This window comes from Sphingobacterium sp. 18053 (assembly GCF_902706145.1).
GTDB lineage: Bacteria > Bacteroidota > Bacteroidia > Sphingobacteriales > Sphingobacteriaceae > Sphingobacterium > Sphingobacterium paramultivorum.
The window spans coordinates 1-24,430 of sequence record NZ_CACSJW010000005.1 but is presented as its reverse complement, the minus strand read 5'-3'; the positions used below and the strand labels follow the sequence as shown (position 1 = coordinate 24,430).

Annotated in this window: 22 protein-coding genes; 14 read left to right on the top strand and 8 right to left on the bottom strand. The window is 39.7% G+C overall.

What is annotated here, in order from left to right; genetic code table 11:
* Positions 1–4: 4 nt before the first annotated feature.
* Entirely contained in the window at positions 5–1,339 is a 1,335-nt protein-coding gene (locus GVK91_RS12665) for an SWIM zinc finger family protein (RefSeq protein WP_153844975.1), read from the top strand.
* Positions 1,340–1,447: 108 nt separating this feature from the next.
* On the opposite strand, the gene GVK91_RS12660 is transcribed toward GVK91_RS12665, so the two are convergent.
* From GVK91_RS12660 to GVK91_RS12650, 3 genes are all read right to left on the bottom strand, one after another.
* Entirely contained in the window at positions 1,448–1,936 is a 489-nt protein-coding gene (locus GVK91_RS12660; RefSeq protein WP_153844974.1) for a hypothetical protein, read from the bottom strand.
* A 76-nt stretch (positions 1,937–2,012) separates the two neighbouring features.
* Positions 2,013–2,798 carry a triacylglycerol lipase gene (locus tag GVK91_RS12655; protein ID WP_153844973.1) on the bottom strand — a complete coding sequence of 262 codons (786 nt, stop codon included), beginning with the start codon at positions 2,796–2,798 and terminating at the stop codon, positions 2,013–2,015.
* Between the two features lie 93 nt (positions 2,799–2,891).
* Entirely contained in the window at positions 2,892–3,491 is a 600-nt protein-coding gene (locus GVK91_RS12650) for an SMI1/KNR4 family protein (RefSeq protein ID WP_153844972.1), read from the bottom strand.
* Between the two features lie 270 nt (positions 3,492–3,761).
* On the opposite strand from GVK91_RS12650, the gene GVK91_RS12645 reads away from it, so the two are divergent.
* Both GVK91_RS12645 and GVK91_RS12640 read left to right on the top strand, forming a co-directional pair.
* Positions 3,762–4,775 carry a YhcG family protein gene (locus GVK91_RS12645; RefSeq protein WP_159729159.1) on the top strand — a complete coding sequence of 338 codons (1,014 nt, stop codon included), beginning with the start codon at positions 3,762–3,764 and terminating at the stop codon, positions 4,773–4,775.
* A gap of 167 nt (positions 4,776–4,942) precedes the next feature.
* Positions 4,943–5,203: a hypothetical protein gene (locus GVK91_RS12640; protein ID WP_075991712.1), complete on the top strand. Its 261-nt coding sequence runs from the start codon at positions 4,943–4,945 to the stop codon at positions 5,201–5,203.
* Between the two features lie 175 nt (positions 5,204–5,378).
* Here GVK91_RS12640 and GVK91_RS12635 read toward each other — a convergent pair whose 3' ends face one another.
* On the bottom strand, positions 5,379–5,792 hold the full coding sequence (locus GVK91_RS12635) for a hypothetical protein (protein WP_112374214.1): 414 nt from the start codon (positions 5,790–5,792) through the stop codon (positions 5,379–5,381).
* 67 nt (positions 5,793–5,859) lie between these two features.
* Positions 5,860–6,474 carry a sprT domain-containing protein gene (locus tag GVK91_RS12630; protein ID WP_075991714.1) on the bottom strand — a complete coding sequence of 205 codons (615 nt, stop codon included), beginning with the start codon at positions 6,472–6,474 and terminating at the stop codon, positions 5,860–5,862.
* A gap of 303 nt (positions 6,475–6,777) precedes the next feature.
* On the opposite strand from GVK91_RS12630, the gene recN reads away from it, so the two are divergent.
* A complete protein-coding gene (gene recN, locus GVK91_RS12625; RefSeq protein WP_153844970.1) occupies positions 6,778–8,439 on the top strand; it encodes a DNA repair protein RecN in 1,662 nt (553 codons plus the stop codon).
* A 49-nt stretch (positions 8,440–8,488) separates the two neighbouring features.
* Here the strand turns inward: recN and GVK91_RS12620 are convergent, their stop codons facing one another.
* Both GVK91_RS12620 and GVK91_RS12615 read right to left on the bottom strand, forming a co-directional pair.
* Positions 8,489–8,908 carry a hypothetical protein gene (locus GVK91_RS12620; RefSeq protein ID WP_159729157.1) on the bottom strand — a complete coding sequence of 140 codons (420 nt, stop codon included), beginning with the start codon at positions 8,906–8,908 and terminating at the stop codon, positions 8,489–8,491.
* A 138-nt stretch (positions 8,909–9,046) separates the two neighbouring features.
* Positions 9,047–11,572, bottom strand: a complete 2,526-nt coding sequence (locus GVK91_RS12615; protein ID WP_075991716.1) for an ATP-dependent Clp protease ATP-binding subunit — start codon at positions 11,570–11,572, stop codon at positions 9,047–9,049.
* Between the two features lie 185 nt (positions 11,573–11,757).
* Here GVK91_RS12615 and ettA point away from each other — a divergent pair, with 185 nt between their 5' ends.
* From ettA to uxuA, 9 genes are all read left to right on the top strand, one after another.
* The gene (gene ettA, locus GVK91_RS12610; protein ID WP_046672222.1) at positions 11,758–13,440 is read left to right on the top strand and encodes an energy-dependent translational throttle protein EttA; all 1,683 of its coding nucleotides are present in this window, start codon (positions 11,758–11,760) and stop codon (positions 13,438–13,440) included.
* A 9-nt stretch (positions 13,441–13,449) separates the two neighbouring features.
* Positions 13,450–14,634, top strand: a complete 1,185-nt coding sequence (locus tag GVK91_RS12605; RefSeq protein WP_159729155.1) for a PAS domain-containing sensor histidine kinase — start codon at positions 13,450–13,452, stop codon at positions 14,632–14,634.
* A gap of 42 nt (positions 14,635–14,676) precedes the next feature.
* Positions 14,677–15,744, top strand: a complete 1,068-nt coding sequence (locus GVK91_RS12600; RefSeq protein ID WP_153844966.1) for a response regulator — start codon at positions 14,677–14,679, stop codon at positions 15,742–15,744.
* A gap of 364 nt (positions 15,745–16,108) precedes the next feature.
* A complete protein-coding gene (locus GVK91_RS12595) occupies positions 16,109–16,525 on the top strand; it encodes a lactate dehydrogenase (RefSeq protein WP_120336507.1) in 417 nt (138 codons plus the stop codon).
* Between the two features lies 1 nt (position 16,526).
* Positions 16,527–17,897 carry an oxygen-independent coproporphyrinogen III oxidase gene (gene hemN, locus GVK91_RS12590; RefSeq protein WP_182332918.1) on the top strand — a complete coding sequence of 457 codons (1,371 nt, stop codon included), beginning with the start codon at positions 16,527–16,529 and terminating at the stop codon, positions 17,895–17,897.
* Between the two features lie 9 nt (positions 17,898–17,906).
* Complete coding sequence (locus GVK91_RS12585; RefSeq protein WP_153844965.1) at positions 17,907–20,300, top strand: heavy metal translocating P-type ATPase metal-binding domain-containing protein; 2,394 nt, start codon at positions 17,907–17,909, stop codon at positions 20,298–20,300.
* Between the two features lie 5 nt (positions 20,301–20,305).
* Positions 20,306–20,494, top strand: coding sequence for a cbb3-type cytochrome oxidase assembly protein CcoS (ccoS, locus tag GVK91_RS12580; protein ID WP_075991720.1), 189 nt, complete (start codon positions 20,306–20,308; stop codon positions 20,492–20,494).
* A 79-nt stretch (positions 20,495–20,573) separates the two neighbouring features.
* Positions 20,574–21,392, top strand: a complete 819-nt coding sequence (locus GVK91_RS12575) for an SDR family oxidoreductase (RefSeq protein ID WP_088160737.1) — start codon at positions 20,574–20,576, stop codon at positions 21,390–21,392.
* 12 nt (positions 21,393–21,404) lie between these two features.
* Positions 21,405–22,565 (top strand): mannonate dehydratase, encoded by a 1,161-nt coding sequence (uxuA, locus tag GVK91_RS12570; protein WP_159729153.1) that lies wholly within the window; start codon positions 21,405–21,407, stop codon positions 22,563–22,565.
* A 141-nt stretch (positions 22,566–22,706) separates the two neighbouring features.
* Here uxuA and GVK91_RS12565 read toward each other — a convergent pair whose 3' ends face one another.
* Entirely contained in the window at positions 22,707–23,729 is a 1,023-nt protein-coding gene (locus GVK91_RS12565; protein WP_120336504.1) for a LacI family DNA-binding transcriptional regulator, read from the bottom strand.
* Between the two features lie 75 nt (positions 23,730–23,804).
* Here GVK91_RS12565 and GVK91_RS27755 point away from each other — a divergent pair, with 75 nt between their 5' ends.
* Entirely contained in the window at positions 23,805–23,912 is a 108-nt protein-coding gene (locus GVK91_RS27755; RefSeq protein ID WP_159729815.1) for a sortase B protein-sorting domain-containing protein, read from the top strand.
* Positions 23,913–24,430 lie beyond the last annotated feature (518 nt).

Genomic DNA, 24,430 nt, shown 5'->3' with positions numbered 1-24,430 from the left:
CAATATGGCAGAGCAAGATTTAGCGATTAGCTATGCAAGAAATTCACAACTGACCCAACAATCGGGCATACAGCAATTGGTATTGGCACATCAGTCGGAATTGGCAGAAATCGCCAACGTACCTTGTTTCTTTTGGGGGAGTTTGACGGATCCTTTACTGACATCCAAATGTTTGTTGACCTTGTCGAAAGTAGTGCGGTCAAGTTTTGGTCCCGTACCTCCGAGTTTACGGGATCCTATCGTTTCTGCTGGTACCAATCAGATTCGTTTTGAGGGCTTTTCTTCCTGTAATGGTGTTTATGCACGCCTGGATTTATTGGAAGATGCTATTGATGGGGAGTTTATTACGAGTGGTACAACCAATGTGGATTTCAATGAGCCGATGCTCAATGCGTTAAATGCTGTCAAGAAAACCGAAAAGATGGTGTTGGGAGTAGGAAGCAATGAGGTTGCCATTAGTACCGATAAGGCTAAAGTGACCGAAAAGAAAGTGACTTTGCCCCCGCGTTGGATCAAAGGGCTGACTTCGGTCCAATTATATTTGGCAGGTATGGAGTTACAGTTTGAATTAAATAAAATTCAGCTTATCCAATTATTTCAGGGCATTCCGAAAGGGAATGTGAAGGGGGAATTTTATCTGACGAAAAGGGCTAACCGGTTTGTGTTTTCCCCTATAAGTACAGGTGATGCGGTGCGTATTGGTGGTTTACAGCGGTTGCGTTTATTGGAGGGATTGCTGACTTACGCAGATAAGTTGTTTGTTTATCAGGAAAAAGGAGGTGAAAGTGTGGCTTTTGTTGCCGACTTTGGTAAAATGAGACTGACTCTTGCGTTGTCACCAGATAGTTATCGCGGATTTTCGGGCGAAGGTAATGTATTGGAAAATATGATTAAGGCCGTTCCGGATGAATGGATACATGCGGTCAACGGATTACTTAAATCCAACGAGTTATTTGATCCAACAATGCTTTCAATTGAGCATGATGTCGACTTTGATACGATGGACACGCTATCAGCATCATTGTCTTCTATTGGGTTGCTTGGTTATGATTTGCATAGCCATCAGCACTATTATAGACGATTACCGTTTAAGATGGAACGTATCTTGGCATTGAACCCAAGGCTAAAAAATGCTAAAAAACTTGTTGCGACAGCAGGTGTACAATTTGTTAAGAATACAACGGATTATATTGAAGCTAGAGTGGATGGATCAGGTGTGCAACATACCGTCATTATACAGGGCGACAAGCATCAATGTACCTGCAATTGGTTTACCAATCATCAGGGAAAAAGAGGGTTATGCAAACATATACTTGCCGTCAAGATGTTGAATGGCTAACCTGTTTGTTGCTTCATACTTTACTTGCTGCGAAGTATGAAGTAACAAAATATAGGGGCACATATTTAAAAGTAAAGCGATAGGAGGTTTGACCTGTTCTGTGTTGAACTAGTCTAAGATCTCTTCGTATGTCAATGTGTTTTTATGATTGGATACACAGATTTTTATAAATGTTGGAGTGATGCCTTTGCCATTTGGACGATACATGGAATAAGTATAGGAATCATTGTCATGATAATTGGCGCGTAGCGTGTCACCTTCATATCTGTCTACCGCGGAGCTATGAACTTCTATTCTTTCATCCATTTTGTCACTCCAAGTTCGTTGATCGATAAAAGATTGTTTGTCTTTTTCGGAAATAGATAGTTCAAATTGATGTGTGTAATCTCTTAAGCCACCACTTTGATTGGAAATAATTTTAAAATCATCGTTTAGCGTGATATGGTGTTCGCTGAGTAGTTGTCTTGCATCAGATTTAGAGAATAATAGATCATCAAATAGTAGGTATAGCGTGAGCATAAGAAAAGGCAATATTAAAACAATCGAGACGATAGTTCCCAACTTTTTACGGCCAGATTTTTTTAGAATCCAGTACATTAAATAGATGAATAGGCCTGGGATGCCAAACCATATCAAAAAAATTAGCGCGTATAGCGTATACATTTGTTAATCGTTATAATCCTAAAGCTCCTAATCCACTAATAATGTCTAAGTAGATTTGTGGTATATGTACATTCCCAATATTGTTACGGGTGATATCGGTAATACCAGCATGCGAAATACCCTGGGAAGCATGTATATGTTTAAAGTTGGCTCCCCACACTGCACTTTCTAATGGGACCATCCCATCATTTTTACCTGCCAGTCCCGTCAGGTATTTAAAACTCAATGCGTACAATAAATCATCCTGTGGCTTATTCATAGTCGAAGCAAAGCTCTGATAAAATACATTGTCCATATTGGGGTTGAGCTGGTTGAAAGCACGCATTTTTTTTACACTGAGATCTCGGATTAATTCGATTGGGGCGGGAGATTGCCCTCTAAATAAGAAAGAAATACGTTGGATCAGTTTTTTTGTGACAGAATCCCCGGATAGATGTTTTTCCATTAGATAATCTGCTATTGGTGTTCCGAAGTGTGGCGTGGATAATGTGCTTAAAGAGGCCACCATTTGATGGCCTTTTAGAGTTGAAATAAAATAGCGGGCGTCGATCCCACCTTTAGAATGCGCGATGAGATTAAATTTAGTGACACCTGTTTTTTCTGCAAGATCTGACAGATTTCTTTTCAGCATCTGCGCATTGTTAGCTACAGAGCCCCAACCATCGGTTTTGCCATAGAAAAATGAGATATTGTTTTTTTTGAAAGTCTTGGGGATCCTGCCCCAAAACAAACTACTATCTCCAGCTGCGGTACCATGGATCAATATAATAGGATATCTTAATTTAAAGGCATTCATTGGTTTTTTTATACGTTTTAATCCATCCAATAGATTTTTTAAATTAGCTTTATCGCATTTATAAACTAGGGAAAAACCACTATTTCGATACTATTACATATTTTCTTCATCAATAAAATTGCAACCAGTATTGATCAGTAGCTGGAGATACGCATCGAAACTATCCGCTATGACACGAAACTCATCAGGGTCATGCACGAAACGTACAATTTGTCCTTTTTTACCTTTTCCGGAGGGGCTGAAGTCTACAAATAATTGAGAAGTCCCGCCGTTATTCATACAATCGGAAAAATGAAGCCATTTTAAGTCCGTTGATTTATCAGTAATCTTGTTGTCGATCTCTACATGATCGTATTTTCGGTCAATATAGTCAGCATAATAGGTGTGCGCAATATGTTGATTATCTACCATCTCCTTAGATGATAGCAGATAATAAGGATACTCATTTAAGTCAGACCCCAAAAAGAAAAAGGCAATTTCTTCATCGGCATAAGTCCTCCAATAAGTCCCATCGACATATTCGAGCAAATCGACCAGTCCCTGGGGGATTGCTGGAAAAGCTTCTTGAAGTTTCTTAATATCTGTTTTGCTTGCACCATGTTTAATCTTTTCAAAATGATTCCAGGTTTCTTCGTTACCATTGTCATAGTATGCTTTCTTTAAACCAGATAAATAATTGTCAGCTATTTTCATTTACTTTTCTTCTTGTCAGTGAAGTTAGCCAAACTTTATGATAGAATAAAAGTAAATTCTCGCGTATCTCCTATTCTGTTGATTTTAAAAAGGAACTGAAATTTAAAAGTATAGAAAAGAATCATTTTAGCCAATAATTCTTGAAGACTAGGATAATTAAATCTGATGTGATAGGGAATTATTGTTTGCTAAAATATTTAGTATTTAAATTATTTATAGTTATCTTTGTATTGTTCACTTACAGAAGTAATACCAAGAAAATAAACAATTATGTTGTCCGATCAAACTTTAGTATCCGATATAAAGGCAATTATTGCGCAGTCCAAAGATAATGCGATTCGTGCGGTCGATCATCAGCGCACATTAATGTACTGGCACATAGGCAAACGTATTTTTGAGCAGGAACAGGAAGGCAAGGATCGAGCTGATTATGGAAAATACATCATTAAATATCTTTCAGCAGAGTTACAGCCTGAGTTTGGAAGTGGTTTTTCATCTAGACAGTTAAATTGGTACCGTCAGTTTTATCGCACATTTCCAATTGTGTCTACACTGTGGACGCAATTGAGCTGGAGCCAATACAAGCTACTTTTAAGTCTTAGGAGCGAAGAACAACGTGAGTTTTATATCGCCGAGACCATTAAGAATAACTGGACAGTCCGGCAGCTTGAGCGGCAGATCAATACGAATCTATACGAACGCCTGTTGCTTAGCAACGATAAGGAAAGTGTGTTGGCTGTAGCGAAAAAGGAAAAGATGCCTTCCGATGCGAAGGAGATTATCAAAGATCCGATGGTGCTGGAATTTTTGGGTTTGAAACGGGAAAGCGCTTACTATGAGAAAGATCTTGAGGGCGCCATTATTGCCCATCTTCAAGAGTTCTTATTAGAATTAGGGAATGGCTTTTCATTTGTCGCTAGACAAAAACGTATTCATATCGAAGGCGATGAGTTTTTTGTCGATTTGGTCTTTTACAACCGTTTGTTGCAAAGTTTTGTGATCATTGAAATTAAAACCCATAAATTAACGTATCAGGACATTGGTCAATTGCAGATGTATGTCAATTACTATGACCGTATTGAAAAGCTTCCGCATGAACATCCGACGGTTGGTATCTTGCTATGTGCGAGTAAAAACGACGCGGTCGTCAAATTTACGCTTCCTGAAGATCAAAAACAGATTGTTGCAAGTCAATACGACCTTTATCTACCGACAGAGCAACAGTTGCTGGATGAGGTGAATAAAGAGTTGAATAGTTTTGTAGGTAAAAGTGACGCTGAGTAGAACTTTCAAGTGTTTGTATGGCGCCATTTAAGGGAATTTTAAACGCGCTAAACCGAGTTAATTTATAAGTATTGGGAGATGAAAGCCCTGTGTTTCCGCTTTTTTCATTTTTATTTTTCTAACATAGATTATTTTGTACATTTGTATCGAATAAAATCGAAATTGAAATGGCAGAAACTGTACAACCAAGAGGTCCAAAGACAACTGATAATAATGCGAACCAAACTCATTACTACAAAACATTGGTAGTAGCGATCGCTTTAGGTTTAATAGGTACATTTATCCGTTTTGTACCGGATGTATGTGCGGCAATGGGTCAACAAACTTTTTTGTTTTCCGCGATAGCTAACATCTCCATGATCGTAGGTGCACTTATCGCATTCAAAACCGTTTTCGGAATTTTGGGATTTGGAAAAAACCGTGACTAATTAAAAGTCAACTAAGATATTTGAAAGCCCCAGTTTACTGGGGCTTTTTTATTTTAATCCTTTTTTCGAACTCAGTTCATCGTGGACGATCCCGTCCCGTTATGCTTCTATGATCTACAAGGTACAAAAAAAGGCCTCACGATCGTGAGGCCTTTTCTTGTATGATTATCGCAGACTACGCGAAAAGTGACCAAGTAGACCAAGGAATACGAGCAAGAATTAAAATCAAACCGATGATATAGAAAATAACAACCGTTTGGTTTGCTTTTTTTGCATTTTCAATCTTTTTAGCTTTAGAGTAACCAATTGTGATCAATACAATAGCAATGATCATGGTTAATGGGTGTTCGATGATTTTAAAACGTAATGTCGGATCTTTCATTACGGCGCCAGAGATCATCGATGGATACTTTAAATAAAAGAATAAGATCAATCCCACCAATAATTGAATATGCGATGCGATAAAACCCAATAAAGCAATTTTACGGTTGTACGGTTTGTTGCCTAAATAGTTTGATAGGGTGATCACGATCGATATCACCAGGGCTAGCAATAATACAATTGCTATAGTCGAGTGTAAGTGTAACATAAAAGCTCTCTTTAATTGTTTCCTAAGTTAGCAAAGATAAAAATATAATGAATGTATTTGTCAAAAATCATTGTTCTAGCAGAAATACCTCCGCTATTGGATTGAATAGGTACATGCGTTTGCTGTTTAATTCCATGCACTTATAGCGTTTTCTTATCTTTTCAATGCGTTGAAATGAACGACCATTTTTTAGTTTAAAGAAATGGCCATCCTCCAAAGATTCCACCGTAAGGGCACTGGTTTTGACGGTATCGTATGATTTTAAGGTGCGAAACAGGTGAAGGTCCGTGCAGCTTGAAGCCGCGGGGTTTTCCATGTAGCGATGAATGGCACTGCTAATATCGATTGGAAAAATATTCAATTTAAGGAAGGGCTCCATCAGTTCCTTGAAATTATTTTTCCACTCAGTACCATGTGGCTTGACACGATGTTGGTGTTTGTTCCAGGTTTGTAAATGGGCAAATTCATGGATCGTCGTAATCAGAAATGAATAGGAATTTAAGTCATGGTTGACTGAGATGCGGTGTGGGCTTCCTTTAAACGGTGCACGGTAATCTCCTAGTTTGGTACTCCTTGAACGAGAGATCTTAAATAAGCAGCGGGTATGATTAATCCAGTTGGATATAATCGGCGCAGCTTCTTCAGGCATGTATTTTTTAAGCGTAGCACTATAATCTTGCATGCCATAAAAATAGGGATTTATTCATGTCAATAGTGCTAAATGAGAACATTCTTTTGTAAAAAATAAAATCTATTTACTAAAAATAGTAGTTTTTAATTTGGAAAAATGATATTATTTTTAGTATTTAGTGCCTGAGAATATTAAAAGTGGGCATGTTATTAAAGCAGAGTAGCTGTTTTTTTTAAATAAAATATATTGAAATCGCCTGAGTTTTAGGTAAATTACCTACAGAAAGGTTCATGAAACATAGGATCCGATTGAGGAACGGTATTTCCTCTAAACTGTAATTAGACCTTCAAGAATATGCTAGATACCTTACATATTAGAAATTATGCGCTCATCAACGAATTGGAAATCCAATTTGATAAAGGTTTGAATATGATTACCGGTGAAACCGGTGCCGGTAAATCTATTATCATGGGAGCATTATCGTTGATCTTAGGAAATAGAGCAGAGGGCAAGCATTTTTTCGACCCAACCAAGAAATGTGTGATTGAAGGGGAATTTAAAATTGGTTCTTACCAGCTACTTCGTTTTTTTGAGGAAAATGATCTCGATTACGCGGACCACACGATTATTCGAAGAGAAATATCTCCCGATGGTAAATCCCGGGCATTTATTAATGATTCTCCCGTCACCCTGGCTATCCTTAAAGCTTTAGGCGAGCAGTTGATTGATGTGCATTCTCAACATGCAACATTGCAGATTAATACAGAAGATTTTCAGTTTTTGGTAGTGGATAGTGTAGCAGGCTCTTTTGGACTGAAGCAAAGCTATCGAGAGAGCTTCTTCGCTTATAAGAAAGCAAAAAAAGAACTCGAAGAATTTAAGGATCTGGTAAAAAAAGCTGCAATAGAACAAGATTATTTTCAGTTTCAATTTGATGAACTTGACGCCGCCCGATTGGTAGCAGATGAACAGGGACAACTCGAAGTACAACAGCGACAATTGGAAAATGCAGAGGATATCAAGCGTGCACTAACTGGGGCATCACATCTTTTGGAAAACGAAGATACAGCAGTTTTAAGCCGTTTAAAAGAGACGATGAGCCAGGTGGAAGGCATTGCTTCATTTCTGCCTGAGGCTGCAGATTTGGCTACGCGATTAAAGAGCACTTGGATTGAGCTGAAGGATGTCGCAGCAGAGCTGAGCTCACTTGAGGAGGATACCCAAATCGACGAAGGAACTTTATTGGAAATCAATGAGCGCTTGAGCTTATTGTATTCCTTACAGAAAAAACATCATGTGGACTCCGTTGATGAGCTGATCAAATTACGTGATGATCTTGAATCCAAACTGTTTGCTATAAATTCTTCGGATGAGCAATTGGAGCGATTGGAAAAAGAGGTTGTGGCTAAATTAGCCATTGCCCAGAAAAACGCAAAGGAACTATCAGCAGCCAGAAGAAAGGTACTGGAGATGATCGCAAAGGATGCGCAAGCGACCTTGTCAAATGTAGGTATGCCGAATGCACGACTTCAAATTAATCTTGAACCATTAAAGGAGGGGGATATGCGGGAATCGGGGATGGATTCAATACAGTTTTTATTTTCGGCCAATAAAGGACAGGCATTGCAATCCATTCATAAGGTTGCATCCGGAGGAGAGCTTTCTCGCGTGATGTTGGCCATTAAATCCTTAGTTGCTAAAACTTCTGCATTACCTACTATTATTTTTGATGAGATCGATACAGGAATCTCTGGAGAGGTAGCGTTGCGTGTGGGGGAGGTAATGGAAAGTCTAGCGGAGAATATGCAGGTTATTGCTATTTCCCATTTGCCCCAAATTGCAGCTAAAGGTGCTGCGCATTATAAAGTATATAAGGAAGATAAAGCCAATCGAACCATATCTAATATTGTTCGATTAGATCAAGAGGGGAGAGTCAAGGAAATTGCTCAGATGCTCAGTGGTACCAATCCCACAGATGCAGCACTGGAACATGCGGAGTTGTTACTGAAAGGATAGTTATTAAATATAAAAAAAGGTCTTAGAGATTTTCTAAGACCTTTTTTTATTAGTTTCCACCGTTATCGGCATCCGTTAATGTTACTTTTACTAACATATTGGTCGGACGGACTGGTTTATTGTCGCTACCCACATAATCAGCATAGAGATATACTTTACCAATTTTATACTCCACACGATAATTGTAAGGGCCAATAGCTGAAGGAATGTTAATGAAATAATTTGGATCATTATCAAATGATACAGCTACTCCCACATGTCCGTAGTCGAAATATTTTGCATCTAGTTCGGGAAAGTCCAATTCATTTGAGAAAGAATATCCAGTATTATCAACTCCCCAAGAAGAAGATACCACCTTCGTATTAAAAGTTACTCCCGGTAAATAGTTTGTAACGTATTCTTTCTTACAAGAAGAAAATGAAACCAAGGCTGCGGTTCCAATTAATGCTGCTAATAAAAGTCTTTTCATATTGTTCGTGTTATTTGTGACATTTTTTTATTATAGGACGATAAAATAGTGCGAAAGTTTAACGCCAAATTTATATACAACAAAAAATGCACCATAAAGGTGCATTTTATTGAAATTATTTTTAAAGATAGCTGAAGCTTACTTCTCAGCTGTATCTTTTGAAGACTTAGAATCTGAGCTAGAAACCTCAATATCTTTGGTTTCAGGATTAATGCTCACGGTCAAAACTGAACCTGTTTGCACATTTCCTTTGAGGATCTCTTCTGCAATCGGATCTTCAAGATATTTTTGGATTGCTCGTTTTAATGGACGTGCACCAAAATTACTGTCATAACCTTTGTCTGCGATGAAATCTTTTGCCTCATCGGTTAAATTGATGGTATAGCCCAAATCAGCGATACGTTTGAACAATGACCTTAATTCAATATCAATGATTTTGAAGATATTCTCTTTCGTCAATGAGTTGAACACAATCACATCATCGATACGGTTCAAAAATTCAGGAGCGAAAGCTCTTTTCAAAGCGGTTTCAATAACTCCACGTGAATGCGCATCAGATTGTTGTGATTTTGCTGCAGTGGTGAAACCAACACCCTGACCAAATTCCTTCAATTGGCGTGCCCCAATATTTGAAGTCATAATGATTATGGTATTTCTGAAATCTACTTTACGGCCCAAACTATCTGTCAATTGGCCTTCGTCCAACACCTGTAACATGAGATTAAATACATCCGGGTGAGCTTTCTCAATCTCATCCAATAAGACAACCGCATAAGGTTTACGACGTACTTTTTCAGTCAATTGACCACCTTCTTCATAACCAACATATCCTGGAGGCGCTCCAACAAGGCGAGATACCGCAAATTTCTCCATGTATTCGCTCATGTCAATTTGGATCAGTGCATCTTCTGTATCAAACATAAATCGCGCTAATTCTTTAGCCAACTCTGTTTTACCAACCCCAGTAGGACCTAAGAAGATAAATGACCCGATTGGTTTTTTAGGATCCTTCAAGCCCGCACGTGTACGTTGAATAGCTTTCACCAATTTACCTACAGCGTCATCTTGACCAATGATTCTTCCCTTCATCAACTCAGCCATATTCAACAGTTTTTGACTGTCTGTTTGACTAACACGTTGTACTGGAATACCTGTCATCATGGCCACTACTTCAGCAACATTTTCTTCTGAAACAGTATAGCGTTTAGATTTTGTCTCTTCTTCCCAAGCGATTTTTTCTTTCTCGAGCTCTTCGATCAATTTTTTCTCCGTATCACGCAATTTGGCGGCCTCTTCGTATTTTTGACTACGAACGACCTTGTTCTTTTCCAATTTGACCTCTTCAATTTTATTTTCAATGTCAATAATGGACTGCGGTACATGAATATTGTTTAAGTGCACGCGAGAGCCTGCCTCATCCAAAGCATCAATAGCCTTATCTGGTAAGAATCTGTCTGTAATATAACGTGTTGTTAACGACACACAGGCTTCGATCGCTTCGGGAGTGTAGGTCACATTGTGGTGATCCTCATATTTCTCCTTGATACGATTCAATATCTCTACCGTTTCATCATGTGTTGCCGGCTCAATTGTTACCCGTTGGAAACGACGGTCCAAAGCACCATCTTTTTCAATGTATTGACGATATTCGTCCAATGTGGTTGCACCAATACATTGGATTTCTCCTCTTGCCAAGGCTGGTTTGAACATATTGGAAGCATCTAACGATCCTGAAGCGCCACCTGCACCAACGATGGTGTGAATCTCATCGATAAATAAGATGACATCCGGTGATTTCTCCAGCTCATTCATGACCGCTTTCATACGTTCTTCAAATTGACCGCGATATTTCGTCCCGGCAACCAATGAAGCCAGATCCAATGTGACTACACGCTTATTGAATAGTACACGCGAGACCTTGCGTTGGACAATACGAAGAGCAAGTCCCTCCGCAATAGCTGATTTACCAACTCCCGGTTCACCGATCAACAAAGGATTGTTCTTCTTGCGTCGGGATAAAATTTGAGATACACGCTCAATTTCTTTCTCGCGACCCACAATAGGATCCAATTTACCCTCTTCGGCAGCTTTGGTCAAATCACGTCCAAAGTTGTCCAATACCGGAGTTTTGGATTTGATATCCGAAACTTTTTTAGGTTGGATATATTGATCATCCTCAGCAAAATCATCGTCGCCGGTAGGAGAGCCTGGAGCCTCATCCTTGATGGTCGTTCTATTTTGCTCAACTTCAGATTTGAAGATGTCGTAAGTCACATTGTATTGTTGTAAAATCTGAGAAGCAATATTATCTTCATCTCGTAAGATAGCCAATAATAGATGCTCCGTTCCGATGATGTCCGATTTGAATATTTTAGCTTCCAAATAAGTGATCTTCAAAACTTTTTCAGCCTGTTTTGTTAATGGCATATTGCCAATAGGAGCGCGTGAAACCGATGCCCCCTTCACTGCGTCCTCCACAGATTGACGTAGTGCTGTCGTGTCAATGCCTATGTTTTTAAGGATCTTTATCGCCATACCATCGCCTTCACGAATCAATCCGAGCAATAAATGCTCCGTTCCTATATAATCGTGACGCAATCTCAAAGCTTCCTCTCTACTGTACGATATGACATCCTTTACGCGCGGTGAAAATTTTGCTTCCATTGAATACCTTTCTGTTTTATATTAAGGATATATAAATGTAGTAAATTCTGCATTTCAAACCTTAAAATTATTTTAAATAATGTCATCAACAATTAAGCCATGACCGTTATACGTCCAAAATGTCAGTATAAAAGATTACATTTGTATGTTAATATAATAAGAGTTTTCGAATTTTTTTAAATTTTATGTCAGACGAGAAGATCATTTTTTCGATGGCGGGTGTCAACAAAATCTATCCGCCTCAAAAACAAGTTTTAAAAAATATCTATTTATCTTTTTTCTATGGGGCGAAGATCGGTGTGATCGGTTTAAACGGATCAGGTAAATCTTCCCTATTAAAAATTATCGCTGGATTGGATAAGTCCTACCAAGGCGAGGTGGTGTTCTCCCCAGGTTACTCTGTGGGTTATTTAGCACAAGAACCTCAATTGGATCTTGAAAAGACTGTTCTTGAAGTCGTTCAGGAAGGTGTCGCTGAAATTACAGCCATCTTACAGGAATACGAAGAAATCAACGAAAAATTTGGCTTGCCAGAGGTGTATGAAAATGCCGATGAGATGGACAAATTGTTGGCAAGACAAGGGGAACTTCAGGATATCATTGATGCCACTAACGCTTGGGAAATCGATTCGAAATTGGAAAGAGCAATGGATGCTTTACGTTGCCCCGAACCAGATGCGAAGATTGTCAATTTGTCAGGTGGTGAGCGCAGACGTGTAGCATTATGTCGCTTATTGTTGCAGGAACCTGATGTATTACTCCTAGATGAGCCGACCAACCACTTGGACGCCGAGTCGATTGATTGGTTAGAACAACATTTAAAACAATATAAAGGAACGGTCATTGCCGTTACCCACGACCGTTATTTCTTGGATAATGTAGCCGGATGGATTCTTGAATTGGATCGCGGTGAGGGTATTCCTTGGAAAGGAAATTATTCTTCTTGGTTAGATCAAAAAGCAAAACGCTTGGCACAGGAAGAAAAACAGGAAACCAAACGTCAAAAAACCTTGGAACGTGAGCTGGAATGGGTGCGTATGGCACCGAAAGCACGCCACGCCAAATCGAAAGCTCGTTTGCATAACTATGAAAAATTAGCTTCTGAGGAAACGAAAGAACGCGAAGAAAAATTGGAATTGTTTATTCCACCGGGACCACGTTTAGGTAATTCGGTCATTGAGGCAACTAATATTTCCAAAGCGTATGGCGATCGTATCTTGTTTGAAAATTTGAGTTTCATGTTGCCGCCTGCGGGTATCGTAGGGATTATTGGACCCAACGGTGCGGGTAAAACAACCTTATTCCGTCTAATTACAGGTCAGGAAACACCTGACACGGGTTCGTTTAAGGTCGGAGAAACGGTAAAATTGGGTTACGTAGACCAAATGCACCACGACCTCGATCCTGAAAAATCGGTTTGGGAAAATATTACGGGTGGCAGCGACAATATGATGCTGGGCAATCGCTCGGTAAACTCAAGAGCTTACGTTTCCAAATTTAATTTTAACGGTGCTGATCAACAAAAGAAAGTAGGTGTACTTTCCGGTGGAGAACGTAACCGTGTTCACTTGGCTATTACACTCAAAGAAGGCTCAAATGTGCTCTTACTCGATGAGCCGACCAATGATATTGATGTAAATACCTTACGGGCACTGGAAGAAGGCTTGGAGAATTTCGGTGGTTGTGCCGTTGTGATCTCCCACGATAGATGGTTCCTGGATCGTATCTGTACACACATCCTTGCTTTTGAAGGGGATTCACAGGTTTATTTCTTTGAAGGTAACTACACTGAATATGAAGAAAACCGTAAAAAACGCGTTGGTGACGTGACACCGCACCGTATTAAATACAAGAAACTGGTAAAATAAGCAACGATCATGGACGGTGGAAGGCTTTTAGCTGCTATAATAGATCACGCTATTGATGGAATAATTACCATAGACAACAGGGGGAATGTGGAAAGCATTAACCCTGCTGCCTTGGAATTGTTCGGTTATCAGGCTGAAGAAGTGATCGGACACAATATCTCCATGTTAATGCCTGAACCTGATCGTGGCAATCACGATGGTTATCTGCATAATTACCAAACCACAGGTCACAAGAAAATCATCGGAATCGGCCGTGAAGTGATGGGCTTAAAGAAAAATGGAGAAACATTTCCATTTCGCTTGGCAGTCAGTGAGGTTTGGTTAAAAGATAAGAATATCTTTACCGGCTTTATTCACGATTTATCGCGTGAGAAGGCTGCCGAGGATATGCTCAAGCAACATGCAGCCGAACTTGAACATAAAGTCAGTGAGCGTACACGCGACCTGATCTCTCTGGTATCTGAACTTGAAAAAGCTAAAGCAGAAGTCTCAAAGTCTTTGGAAAAAGAAATTGAACTTAACCAGCTGAAATCACGGTTTGTGTCCATGGCCTCGCATGAGTTCCGGACACCTTTAAGCTCGGTTCAGCTTTCGGCTTCTCTGATTGAAAAGTATTCCGAACGACCGGATGATAAAGCTAATATCCTTAAACATACCAATAAAATTAAAAGTGCAGTTCAATTGCTCACAAGTATCCTGAACGACTTTCTGTCACTTGAAAAATTGGAAGCGGGTATTGTTGTGATGAATAAGCAGTACATCAATCTCGTTGAGTTGGCAGAAGAGATCACCGAAGAAATGCAATTGATCTGTAAGAAAAATCAGCATATTGTATACCAACATACCGGAGAAATTGGGCATTTCACCCTAGATCCAAATTTGTTGAAAAATGCTTTGGTCAACTTAATCTCCAACGCGATCAAATATTCCGGAGAAGATACCTTGATCGAATTCACAACCTGTATCGACGACGAAGGCTGCTTAATATCCGTGAAAGACAATGGTATTGGTATACCCGAGGAAGATCAGGTACATTTGTTTGAGCCTTTTTTTAGAGCACATAATACAGGTAATATCCCTGGTACAGGATTAGGTTTGAATATTGTAAAACGATACATCGAATTGATGGCGGGGCAGATGGAATTTGAATCGGAAGTACACAAAGGAACTTCATTCAGAGTAAGCTTTAAATAAAGGTGAACTTGCAGATTCGCATAACTGAATAAATAATTGCAGATGAGAAATAAAAAGACAATTCTAATTATTGAAGATAATATCGATATCCGAGAAGGGACTACCGAAATATTGGAGTTGACAGGAAGGTATGATGTCATTACAGCCGAAAATGGGCGCGTTGGCGTCGACCTGGCGACAAGACATATTCCTGATTTGATTCTCTGTGATATCATGATGCCTGAATTGGATGGTTACGGAGTCTTATTTATGTTAAGCAAAATTGAAAGTACAGCCAAAATTCCGTTCATTTTTCTGACTGCCAAAGCGGAACGCGCAGATATGCGCAAAGCGATGGAAATGGGGGCGGATGATTATTTGACGAAACCTTTTGATGATGTCGAATTGATGAATGCAATAGATGTTCGCCTCAAAAGACATGAGCAGCTTGCAGCAGATATCCCTCGGGAAGAAGATTTGAGTTTGAGCGCCGAAGAGCAGGTATTGTTGCTAAAAGAGCTAATTGCCAATTCACGTGTGAAAACAGTGAAGAAAAAACAGTCTATTTATGAAAAAGATGATTCGCCAACGTACGTCTATTTTGTGAAATCTGGTCAGGTACGCAGCTTTAAGTCCTATAAAGATGGACGTGAGCTGTCTACAGGTATTTTTATTGAAGGCAATTACTTTGGTTATGCTTCGATTTTGTTGAATGATAATTATGAAGACTACGCCGAAGCTGTTGAACAAAGTGAAATTGTGTTGATTCCAAAGGATAGTTTTTTGGAACTGTTATGGAAAAAACCTGCAATAGCCAGTAAATTTATTAAGCTCCTTTCTGTCGACTTACGTGAAAAAGAAGAGCAATTGCTGGGTTTTGCCTATCATTCTGTCCGTAAGCGTGTCGCCAATGCTTTGATTAGCGTTGCTGAAAAAAGTGGAGTCAATATCAATGAGGCTGATGCATGCTCAATTGATGTGACACGAGACGGCCTAGCTTCAATTGCAGGTACAGCCAATGAAACTGTTTCCCGTATGCTCTCCGACTTTAAAGAAGAAAAACTGATTTCGAAAGAAAAAGGAAAAATATACATCAATTCTATCAAGAACCTGCGGGATGTGAAGCAGTAGGGATCAGCAGCTAAGATTTAAAAATCAATTTACTAAAAAAGGCGTGTTCAGTTTTTCTGAACACGCTTTTTTTCTGATAGCCTATGTTTACTGATTTGTGTCTTTTCATTAAAGTATCAATGCGAGTTCGCTATGCCGTTTTATTGAACTAGTTTGGTTTCAATGAACGTATTGTACGCGATTATTGGCTAGATAATAGCTTTCGGTTGACTTTTAAAGCTGTTGATGTTAGCGAAATCATGCAAGTTTTTGTGAATTGTGATAAATATCATTTTAAGGTGTGGTGCTATATCATCTTTTTGCCCATATGCATGATTTACTTTTGTTCTTAGGATAAACCTTAATTGGTGATTGTAGAATCAGAATGAAAGTAGTAGTATATAATGTAAGGTCATTTGAAAAAGAGTTTTGGGCATTGGCAAATGCCAAACAACATGATTTGACTTTGATTTCAAATGGATTAAATGCGGAGACACAGAATTACGCGCGTGGAAAAGATGCGGTAGTTATTTCCGTGAGCGATATTTTGGACGAGAGCATGCTACTTAATTTAAAAGGGTTAGGGATCAATAAGATTATGACCCGCAGTAAGGATACTGCTCATATCGATCTGGTAAAGGCTGGAGATCTGCATATTCAGATTGCCAATGCGCCATTTGAAGATCAGAGTCCAAAAGGACTGGCAGAGCAGACCGTCCGGAATCTCAACTTATGGGGATTAGAAAAATGTGTTGGTAAAGCCTGTTGTTGTCTAAACGACTGTGCTAAAAAAATAAAATAAAATGATTACATCGCAGGTTACAATGGAAGAATTGGTGCAAAAATATAATGTTGCCGCACCGCGCTATACAAGCTATCCTACTGTTCCCTTTTGGGATAATGAAGCATTTTCTCGGGCGGCTTGGACTAATCAAGTCTACCAAACTTTCCAGCAGTCGAAAGAAAAAGGTATCAGCTTATATATACACCTTCCTTTTTGTGAAAGCCTCTGTACTTATTGTGGCTGCAATACGCGCATTACAAAAAACCATCGCGTTGAAGAACCTTATATTGCCGCTCTTTTGAAAGAATGGGAAATGTATGTCGCTTTATTTAAGGGAGAAAGACCGTTATTGGCAGAAATACATTTGGGTGGTGGTACTCCGACCTTTTTCCATCCGGATAATTTGAAGGTACTGATTGAGGGGATCCTTAAACACGCAGACCTGGCTCCTGATCGTTCATTCTCCTTTGAAGCTCACCCTGCTAATACAACCGTCACACATTTAGAAACCTTATTTGACTTGGGGTTTCGGCGCTTGAGCCTGGGAATACAGGATTTTGATCCACTTGTGCAGTTTGTGATCAACCGACATCAAACATCGGCGGAAGTGAAAGAAGTGATGCTGAATGCGCGGAAAATTGGATTTGAGTCGATCAACTTCGATTTGATCTATGGATTGCCTAAGCAAACATTGGCTACGGTGGAAGATACGATCCAAAAAGCGATGCTGCTCGGTCCAGACCGGATCTCTTTCTATAGCTATGCCCATGTGCCTTGGATAAAACCCGGTCAACGGCATTATACTGAAGCAGATCTACCTCATGGCGCAGCCAAACTCGCCTTATATAACCTTGGGAAAAAAATGATTTTGGCCCATGGCTATGAAGATGTCGGTATGGATCATTTTGCGAAAAGAGAGGACGAGTTATTTGTGGCTTTTCAACAAGAAAGATTACATCGCAATTTTATGGGGTATGCCGATCGATTTAGTCCCTTGTTAATCGGTATCGGAGTCTCTTCGATCAGCGATGCCTGGGGGGCTTTTGCTCAAAATGTGAAGACCGTAGAAGAATACCATAAACTCATTGATACAGGGGTATTGCCCGTTGTAAAAGGACATATACTCAACGAGGAGGATCTTCTTGTAAGGCGTTATATCCTCGATATGATGTGTAAAGGTAAAGTGCAGTTGCCGACAGGTGCGCCGTTGAATGAGCAGATTATCGACGAATTGTCTGAACTTGTTGCAGATGGTTTAGTCTCCATAACCGGCGAACTAATTCAATGTACTGCTATTGGACGCTCTTTTTTAAGAAATATCTGTATGGCCTTTGATCAGCGATTATTGCGTTCAAAAGCACAAAATCAATTATTTAGTCAGGCAATTTAGAACGAAGGTATGGGAGAGCTAAGGGATGAAATACAACTTGCAGAAAAATGTTTCCATTGCGGCGATAAAATTGAGGAAACGGGTTATCAGCTCGATCATCACGATTTTTGCTGTCTGGGGTGTCAGACCGTTTACCAGGTACTGAACGATAGTGGTATGCAGCAATATTATCGCTATAATCAGCACCCGGGTAAATCGAATAAATCCAAGCAAGAAGATTTTTCCTATCTGGATGAACCACAGATTGCCGGTAAATTAGTGGATTATAAAGATGATAAGATGACCATCATCACCTTTTATATTCCGGCTATTCACTGTAGCTCTTGTATCTGGTTGCTGGAAAATTTATATAAACTCAATCCCAATGTACTGCAGTCGCGCGTGGACTTTATGAAGAAACAGGCGAGCATTACATTCAATCACAATGAGCTGCCATTGAAAGACCTGGTTTATCTTTTGGTCAATATCGGTTATGACCCTAAAATCACCTTGCAGGATGTTGTAAAGGAAGGGAATAGAAATAATCTGAATCCTTTGGTCGCAAAAATTGCTGTTGCCGGTTTCTGTTTTGGAAATTCTATGTTATTCAGTTTCCCTGATTATTTTGGAATGGGGAGTTTTGAAAAGGAATATGCCAATTTCTTTGGTTATATAAACCTTGCCTTTGGTCTCCCTGTTTTATTGTATTGTGCATCGGATTATTTCAAATCGGCCTATTGGAGTCTGAAACAAAAGCGGTTGAATCTGGATGTGCCATTAGCTCTGGGAATCCTCGTGTTATTTTTGCGTTCCGCGTTTGAGGTGATCACACAGACAGGTGCCGGTTTTACGGATACGCTCTGTAGTCTTGTGTTTTTTATATTGATCGGAAAATGGGTACAACAACGTACCTATTATCATATCTCATTTGAACGGGATTACCGGAGTTATTTTCCGGTGGCTGTAACAGTATTGACCGAATCTGGGGATAAACCTGTACAATTAGCTGACGTTCATATAGGTGACCGTATCTTGGTTCGGAACAATGAAATTATACCGGCCGATGCTATGCTTTTAAAAGGTGATGCTGCGATAGATTTTAGCTTTGTAACGGGAGAATCAAGTCCGGTCAGTAAGACCTTAGGCGAAATTATCTATGCCGGTGGGCGCCAGACCGGGGAAGCGATAGAACTTGAAGTGGTCAAACCGATTTCACAGTCCTATTTGACCAAATTATGGAATAATGAGAATTATAAAGATTATGACAAACATTTTCAGACTTTTGTCAACTTTATAAGTAAATATTTTACTGTTGTTTTATTGGCTATTGCACTATTGGCGGCCTTGTTTTGGGCCGTTGATGGGAGTGCAAGCAGGGCTTGGGGAGCTTTTACGGCGGTATTGATTATTGCATGTCCATGTGCGTTGGCGTTGAGCTCTCCATTTACCCTTTCTGCAGCGCTAAGTATTTTTGATCGAAATAAGTTCTATGTGAAAAATACGGCTGCTATTGAGCAGATGGCAACGATTGATACCCTGGTGTTCGATAAAACTGGCACGATATCGTCGCCTAAAGCAACCTCAATTTATTTTGAAGGTAGCCTTTCGGCAGTTGACAAAAAACTACTGAATGCGGTATGTAGAAACTCTAGCCATCCGTTGAGCCGTGAAATCGTCAAGTGGCTGAATGTCTCTTCTGCTATTTCGATACAGGATTTTAAGGAATTTCCGGGAAAGGGGATGCAGGCTAATGTAGGTGGCAAGGAAATTAAAATCGGTAGTGCTAACTTTTTGAATATCGGTAATATTAAAACAGATGGTTCTGTGGTTTTTATTCGTATAGGTGAAGAGTTAAAAGGGTATTTTACCATGGAGCAATCCTGGCGGGATGGCCTTTCGGCTTTGATTGAAGATTTTAAAGTCGAATACGACCTTCATTTAATCTCAGGGGATAACGATAGACGTCTGGATGCACTCCAGTTAATTTTTCCCTCGAATGCAAGCCTGCTTTTTAATCAATCACCAATGGAAAAACTGGAAACCATTCAAAATTTTCAGGTAGCAGGAAAGCATGTCTGCATGATTGGTGATGGCCTTAATGATGCGGGGGCATTGCGTAAAGCAGATCTGGGTATCGCCGTGAGTGATGATATCAATAACTTCTCTCCCGGCTGTGATGCGATACTGGATGGGGAGTCATTTTCAAAAATGCCGGATTTCTTTGCTTTTAGCAAAGATGCGGTGAAAGTAATACATATGAGCTTTGGTATATCTCTTTTATATAATGTAATTGGATTGAGCTTTGCCGTGCAAGGTATTATGTCCCCGTTATTTGCCGCGATTCTAATGCCAATAAGTACGGTAACGATCATCTCCTTTACAAGTCTCATGACGAGGTGGTATGCCAAACGTCGTAAACTCTAGTTGTTATGGAAATAATGTATATTTTGATCGGTTGTAGTGTTTTGTTGGCTTTGGTTTTCCTATGTGCTTTTTTCTGGGCAAATAAAACCGGTCAGCATAATGATACCTATACACCTTCTATACGGATTCTGTTTGATGATGAAACGACAGAAGGGGAAGATAAAGAAGGTGACGTAACTAAAACGTTATCGTAATTAAATCAATTACTTTTTTTTGTAATTAAGGTTATTATCAATAAAATTGGGGGTAAATACCAATTTGAAATAAAAATACATGCATAATAATCCATTTTCATTAAAAGATAAGGTAGTTGTAATTACGGGAGGTACAGGGATTTTAGGCGAAGCATTTGTTGAGGCTTTGGCCGAGGCAGAAGCCAAAGTCGCAGTACTTGGACGTAATGGACAAATCGGAGCGGAGCGTGTCCAGCAGGTAGAGTCTGTTGGTGGCGAAGCTATATTTGTTGAAGTTGACATCATGAACGAACAGGATGTCACTCGGGCGAAAGATGAAGTTTTGCAAAAGTGGGGTAGGATAGACGCTTTAGTAAACGCCGTTGGAGGCAACATTCCAGGTGCAACAATTGGTGCCGATCAAGATTTATTTGCGAGCAATATTCAGGATACTATTAAAGCAATTGAGCTTAATTTGTATGGTACAATGATTCCTACGCATATTATTGGTCGTGTGATTGCTGAAAGCGGAAAAGGTGTCATCATCAATATATCTTCTCTTACAGCCAGTCGTCCTTTTACACGTGTTTTGGGCTATACTGTAGCAAAACACGGTATCGATGGGTATACAAAATGGATGGCCACCGAACTCGCTCAGCGTTACGGCGATCAAGTTCGTGTCAATGCAATCGCTCCCGGTGTATTCTTAACCAAACAAAACAAAAACTTATTGATCAATCCAGACGGTACGTATAGCGACCGTACCAAACGTATTCTTAACGGAACTCCCTATAACCGTTTGGGCGACCCTCGTGAGTTAAAAGGAACTTTAATCTATCTATTGAGCGATGCATCGGCCTTTGTGACAGGGGAGACGGTTTTTGTCGATGGTGGTTTTAATGCATGGTGTGGCGTTTAATTAAACTTTAAGATGAGAAAATTAGAACAAACCTGGCGTTGGTATGGTCCCAATGACCCGGTATCTTTACAAGATATCAAACAGGCTGGAGCTACTGGTATTGTTACGGCATTACATCATATTCCACACGGTGAGGTATGGCCACTTGCCGATATTCAAGAAAGAAAACGCATTATAGAAGATGCTGGTCTTACCTGGTCTGTTGTGGAAAGTGTGACAGTACATGAGGAGATTAAGACAAAAGGTGCTAGGGTCGATGAATACCTTCAGAAATATAATGAGACTTTAACCAATCTTGCACAATGCGGCATCAAAACAATTTGTTATAATTTTATGCCGGTGCTGGACTGGACACGTACACAATTGGATTTAACCATGGCGGATGGTTCAAAAGCATTGTATTTTGACTGGATTGATTTGGCACTTTTTGATATTTTTATATTGAAACGTGATGAGGCACAGACAGCGTATCCAGAGGATGTTGTTAAACGTGCGACTTTACGATTTGATGAAATTTCCGAACAGCAAAAAGAAGAATTGGCAAATGTTGTCTTAATGGGGATCCCCGGAGAGAAAAATGTGGAATTGGATGCGTTAAAAGCGAGCATTGATACCTATAAACATATTGGGAAAGATGGTTTACGCGATAATTTGGTTTATTTCCTTCGGGGAATTGCGGCAACTTGTGAGGATAACGGTATATGTATGACTATTCATCCCGATGATCCACCGTATCCTATTTTAGGTTTGCCCCGCATCGCCAGTAATGGTGCGGATTTCGATTATTTTTTAAATGCGGTTCCACAACGATTTAATGGTGTCTGCTTTTGTACAGGATCCTTGGGCGCCAGTCAGACAAACGATCTGCCGGCTATCTTAGAAAATATTAAAGGGCGGGTAAACTTTGTTCACTTACGGAATGTGAGGAAAGATGCGATCGGAAGCTTTTATGAGGCAGACCATTTGGATGGGGATGTCAATATGTATAAAATCGTGAAAATCCTGGTTGCTGAAAATCAATTGCGATCTACAGCGATCCCATTCAGACCAGATCACGGCCATCAGATGCTGGATGATCTGAATAAAGTAACAAATCCAGGGTATTCTGCCATTGGAAGATTGAGAGGGCTTGCGGAATTACGGGGCCTAGAGTATGGTATTGTTGGTGAATGATACCAATAATTCAGGCGAAGATTAGAGATTATGACCTGTAATAGAGGTCTAGCATAAAGACAGTCGGGAAATAGGGGAGCTAACTTCTTATTTCCCGACTGTTTTGTTTTAAGTATGTCGATGAGACTATAATCAAAAGAATTATAAGGAAGATTTGCGAATGATGAGCTGTGTTGGAAGCTCAATCGTTTCAAATTCATGTATTGGTCTTGTTTGGTTAATGGTGGCGATTAATTTATTTGTCGCCAGTTCCCCAATTTCTGTTGCCGGTTGTACAACTGTGGATAGTGCCGGATTTAAGGAAGCTGCTATCTGTGTGTTTGAAAAACCAATAACGGCGACCTCGGAAGGGACTTGAATCTGAAGCTCAGCCAAAATACCTAGTGTTCGGGTTGTAATAACATCCGTAGCGCCGAAAATCGCATCTATACTTTTATGTTCAAGATATTCTTTGCGCAAAATCTCTCGAATTGTTTCGTCTATATCGGTGGTATTATTAAAACTACATTCGATATAATGTCTATTATCAAAAGGAATCCCCGCATCTGATAAAGCAGATTTGAAGCCATTTAATCGTTCGGCTGCCACACCTAAGTTCTTTCCGGTGATATGCAAAATATTCTTTTTACCTTGTTCGATGAGATGCTTTGTGGCGTTATATGAACCCTGGAAATTATTGACACCTACCTTGAATGTGTCGAGCTGGTGATTGATACGATCAAAAATAACGACTGGGATCTGTGATTTTATCAATGCTTTTAGCTCTTCAATATTTGAATCGGAAGAAACCGGAGATATCATTAAGCCATCAATACCGCGCATGCGTAAGACGTCAATACAATTTTTTTCGATCCGTTCGTCTTCCCGGCTTTGCATGAAAATAACGTCATAGACAGTCTGTTGAGAGGCTATTTGAATTCCATCGAGGATTTGTGAAACGAATGTATTACTAATGTTGGATACAATAACCCCTATTGTATTGGATTTTCCTATTTTTAAGCTCCGTGCCAACTTATTTGGGTGGAAATTATGCTTTTTGGCATATTCCTGAACCATCTTTTTAGTCGCTTCACTTATTTCGTAGCTGTCTGATAATGCCTTGGAAACCGTCGAAACAGAAATATTGAGTGCCAACGCTATATCTTTCAGGGTAGTTCTGCTCATCGCTCTGGTGGTTATTTTAAGAAGATAAATCTACATAAAAAAATAGATAAATAGGTTTTTTATCTTGATAAGTGGATCAATGCTGCTATTATTTGGCTTTTCATATTGATATTTTCGCTTGTTTCAGCGGCAGTTTTGGCGAAGAGGAGAGATCTGTTGTTACGTTGCTTATGTTCAAATTGAATATCGATTTGTAATTAACAGCACTATAGCACCGCTTTAACAGGGGGGTAATAGGGGGTGTACCCCTGATAACCCCCTGTTAACCCCCTGTTATCCCCCTATAATACCCCTTTTAATTAGGAATAAAAGTTGAACGAAATTGGTAATAGATCCGATGCGAAGCCTGTCTCCATACTATAATATGATGACCTGGGGTTCTCCGAAGGCCCAGTCTGGTGGCCGGATCAGCCATTCCAGCCCTCCGATCACCTGTTTTACAAAAAGAATCTCGCACCGTTACAGGCAGTTAAGGGCGAAATGAAATAAATAAGAACAAAAGGCTTGGAAGTCTGCCCGAAAACTCCCTATCTTTGCACCACTCCGCAAGGGAGGAACGGTTACCCCGAAAGAAGGAATCATGAAAAAAGAAGGGTTTAAGAGAAGCCTGACAGGATTTAAAATCCCGCTCAGTTTATTTTAAACGCGGAAATCGAAAAAAGGGAAAAGAAAAAAAACTTGAAAAAGTTTTTGGAAGTTCA

Bases quoted from the DNA above. Each gene is read 5' to 3' on its own strand.
- ettA (WP_046672222.1), top strand. From the start codon at position 11,758: ATGTCAGACGAGAAGATCATTTTTTCGATGGCGGGTGTCAACAAAATC.
- GVK91_RS12620 (WP_159729157.1), bottom strand. From the start codon at position 8,908: ATGAAAAGACTTTTATTAGCAGCATTAATTGGAACCGCAGCCTTGGTT.
- ccoS (WP_075991720.1), top strand. From the start codon at position 20,306: ATGGAAATAATGTATATTTTGATCGGTTGTAGTGTTTTGTTGGCTTTG.
- GVK91_RS12645 (WP_159729159.1), top strand. From the start codon at position 3,762: ATGTTGTCCGATCAAACTTTAGTATCCGATATAAAGGCAATTATTGCG.
- GVK91_RS12615 (WP_075991716.1), bottom strand. From the start codon at position 11,572: ATGGAAGCAAAATTTTCACCGCGCGTAAAGGATGTCATATCGTACAGT.
- GVK91_RS12600 (WP_153844966.1), top strand. From the start codon at position 14,677: ATGAGAAATAAAAAGACAATTCTAATTATTGAAGATAATATCGATATC.
- GVK91_RS12575 (WP_088160737.1), top strand. From the start codon at position 20,574: ATGCATAATAATCCATTTTCATTAAAAGATAAGGTAGTTGTAATTACG.
- GVK91_RS12605 (WP_159729155.1), top strand. From the start codon at position 13,450: ATGGACGGTGGAAGGCTTTTAGCTGCTATAATAGATCACGCTATTGAT.
- GVK91_RS12630 (WP_075991714.1), bottom strand. From the start codon at position 6,474: ATGCAAGATTATAGTGCTACGCTTAAAAAATACATGCCTGAAGAAGCT.
- GVK91_RS12595 (WP_120336507.1), top strand. From the start codon at position 16,109: ATGAAAGTAGTAGTATATAATGTAAGGTCATTTGAAAAAGAGTTTTGG.
- GVK91_RS12650 (WP_153844972.1), bottom strand. From the start codon at position 3,491: ATGAAAATAGCTGACAATTATTTATCTGGTTTAAAGAAAGCATACTAT.
- GVK91_RS12640 (WP_075991712.1), top strand. From the start codon at position 4,943: ATGGCAGAAACTGTACAACCAAGAGGTCCAAAGACAACTGATAATAAT.
- GVK91_RS12585 (WP_153844965.1), top strand. From the start codon at position 17,907: ATGGGAGAGCTAAGGGATGAAATACAACTTGCAGAAAAATGTTTCCAT.
- recN (WP_153844970.1), top strand. From the start codon at position 6,778: ATGCTAGATACCTTACATATTAGAAATTATGCGCTCATCAACGAATTG.
- hemN (WP_182332918.1), top strand. From the start codon at position 16,527: ATGATTACATCGCAGGTTACAATGGAAGAATTGGTGCAAAAATATAAT.
- GVK91_RS12635 (WP_112374214.1), bottom strand. From the start codon at position 5,792: ATGTTACACTTACACTCGACTATAGCAATTGTATTATTGCTAGCCCTG.
- GVK91_RS12655 (WP_153844973.1), bottom strand. From the start codon at position 2,798: ATGAATGCCTTTAAATTAAGATATCCTATTATATTGATCCATGGTACC.
- GVK91_RS12665 (WP_153844975.1), top strand. From the start codon at position 5: ATGGCAGAGCAAGATTTAGCGATTAGCTATGCAAGAAATTCACAACTG.
- uxuA (WP_159729153.1), top strand. From the start codon at position 21,405: ATGAGAAAATTAGAACAAACCTGGCGTTGGTATGGTCCCAATGACCCG.
- GVK91_RS12565 (WP_120336504.1), bottom strand. From the start codon at position 23,729: ATGAGCAGAACTACCCTGAAAGATATAGCGTTGGCACTCAATATTTCT.
- GVK91_RS12660 (WP_153844974.1), bottom strand. From the start codon at position 1,936: ATGTACTGGATTCTAAAAAAATCTGGCCGTAAAAAGTTGGGAACTATC.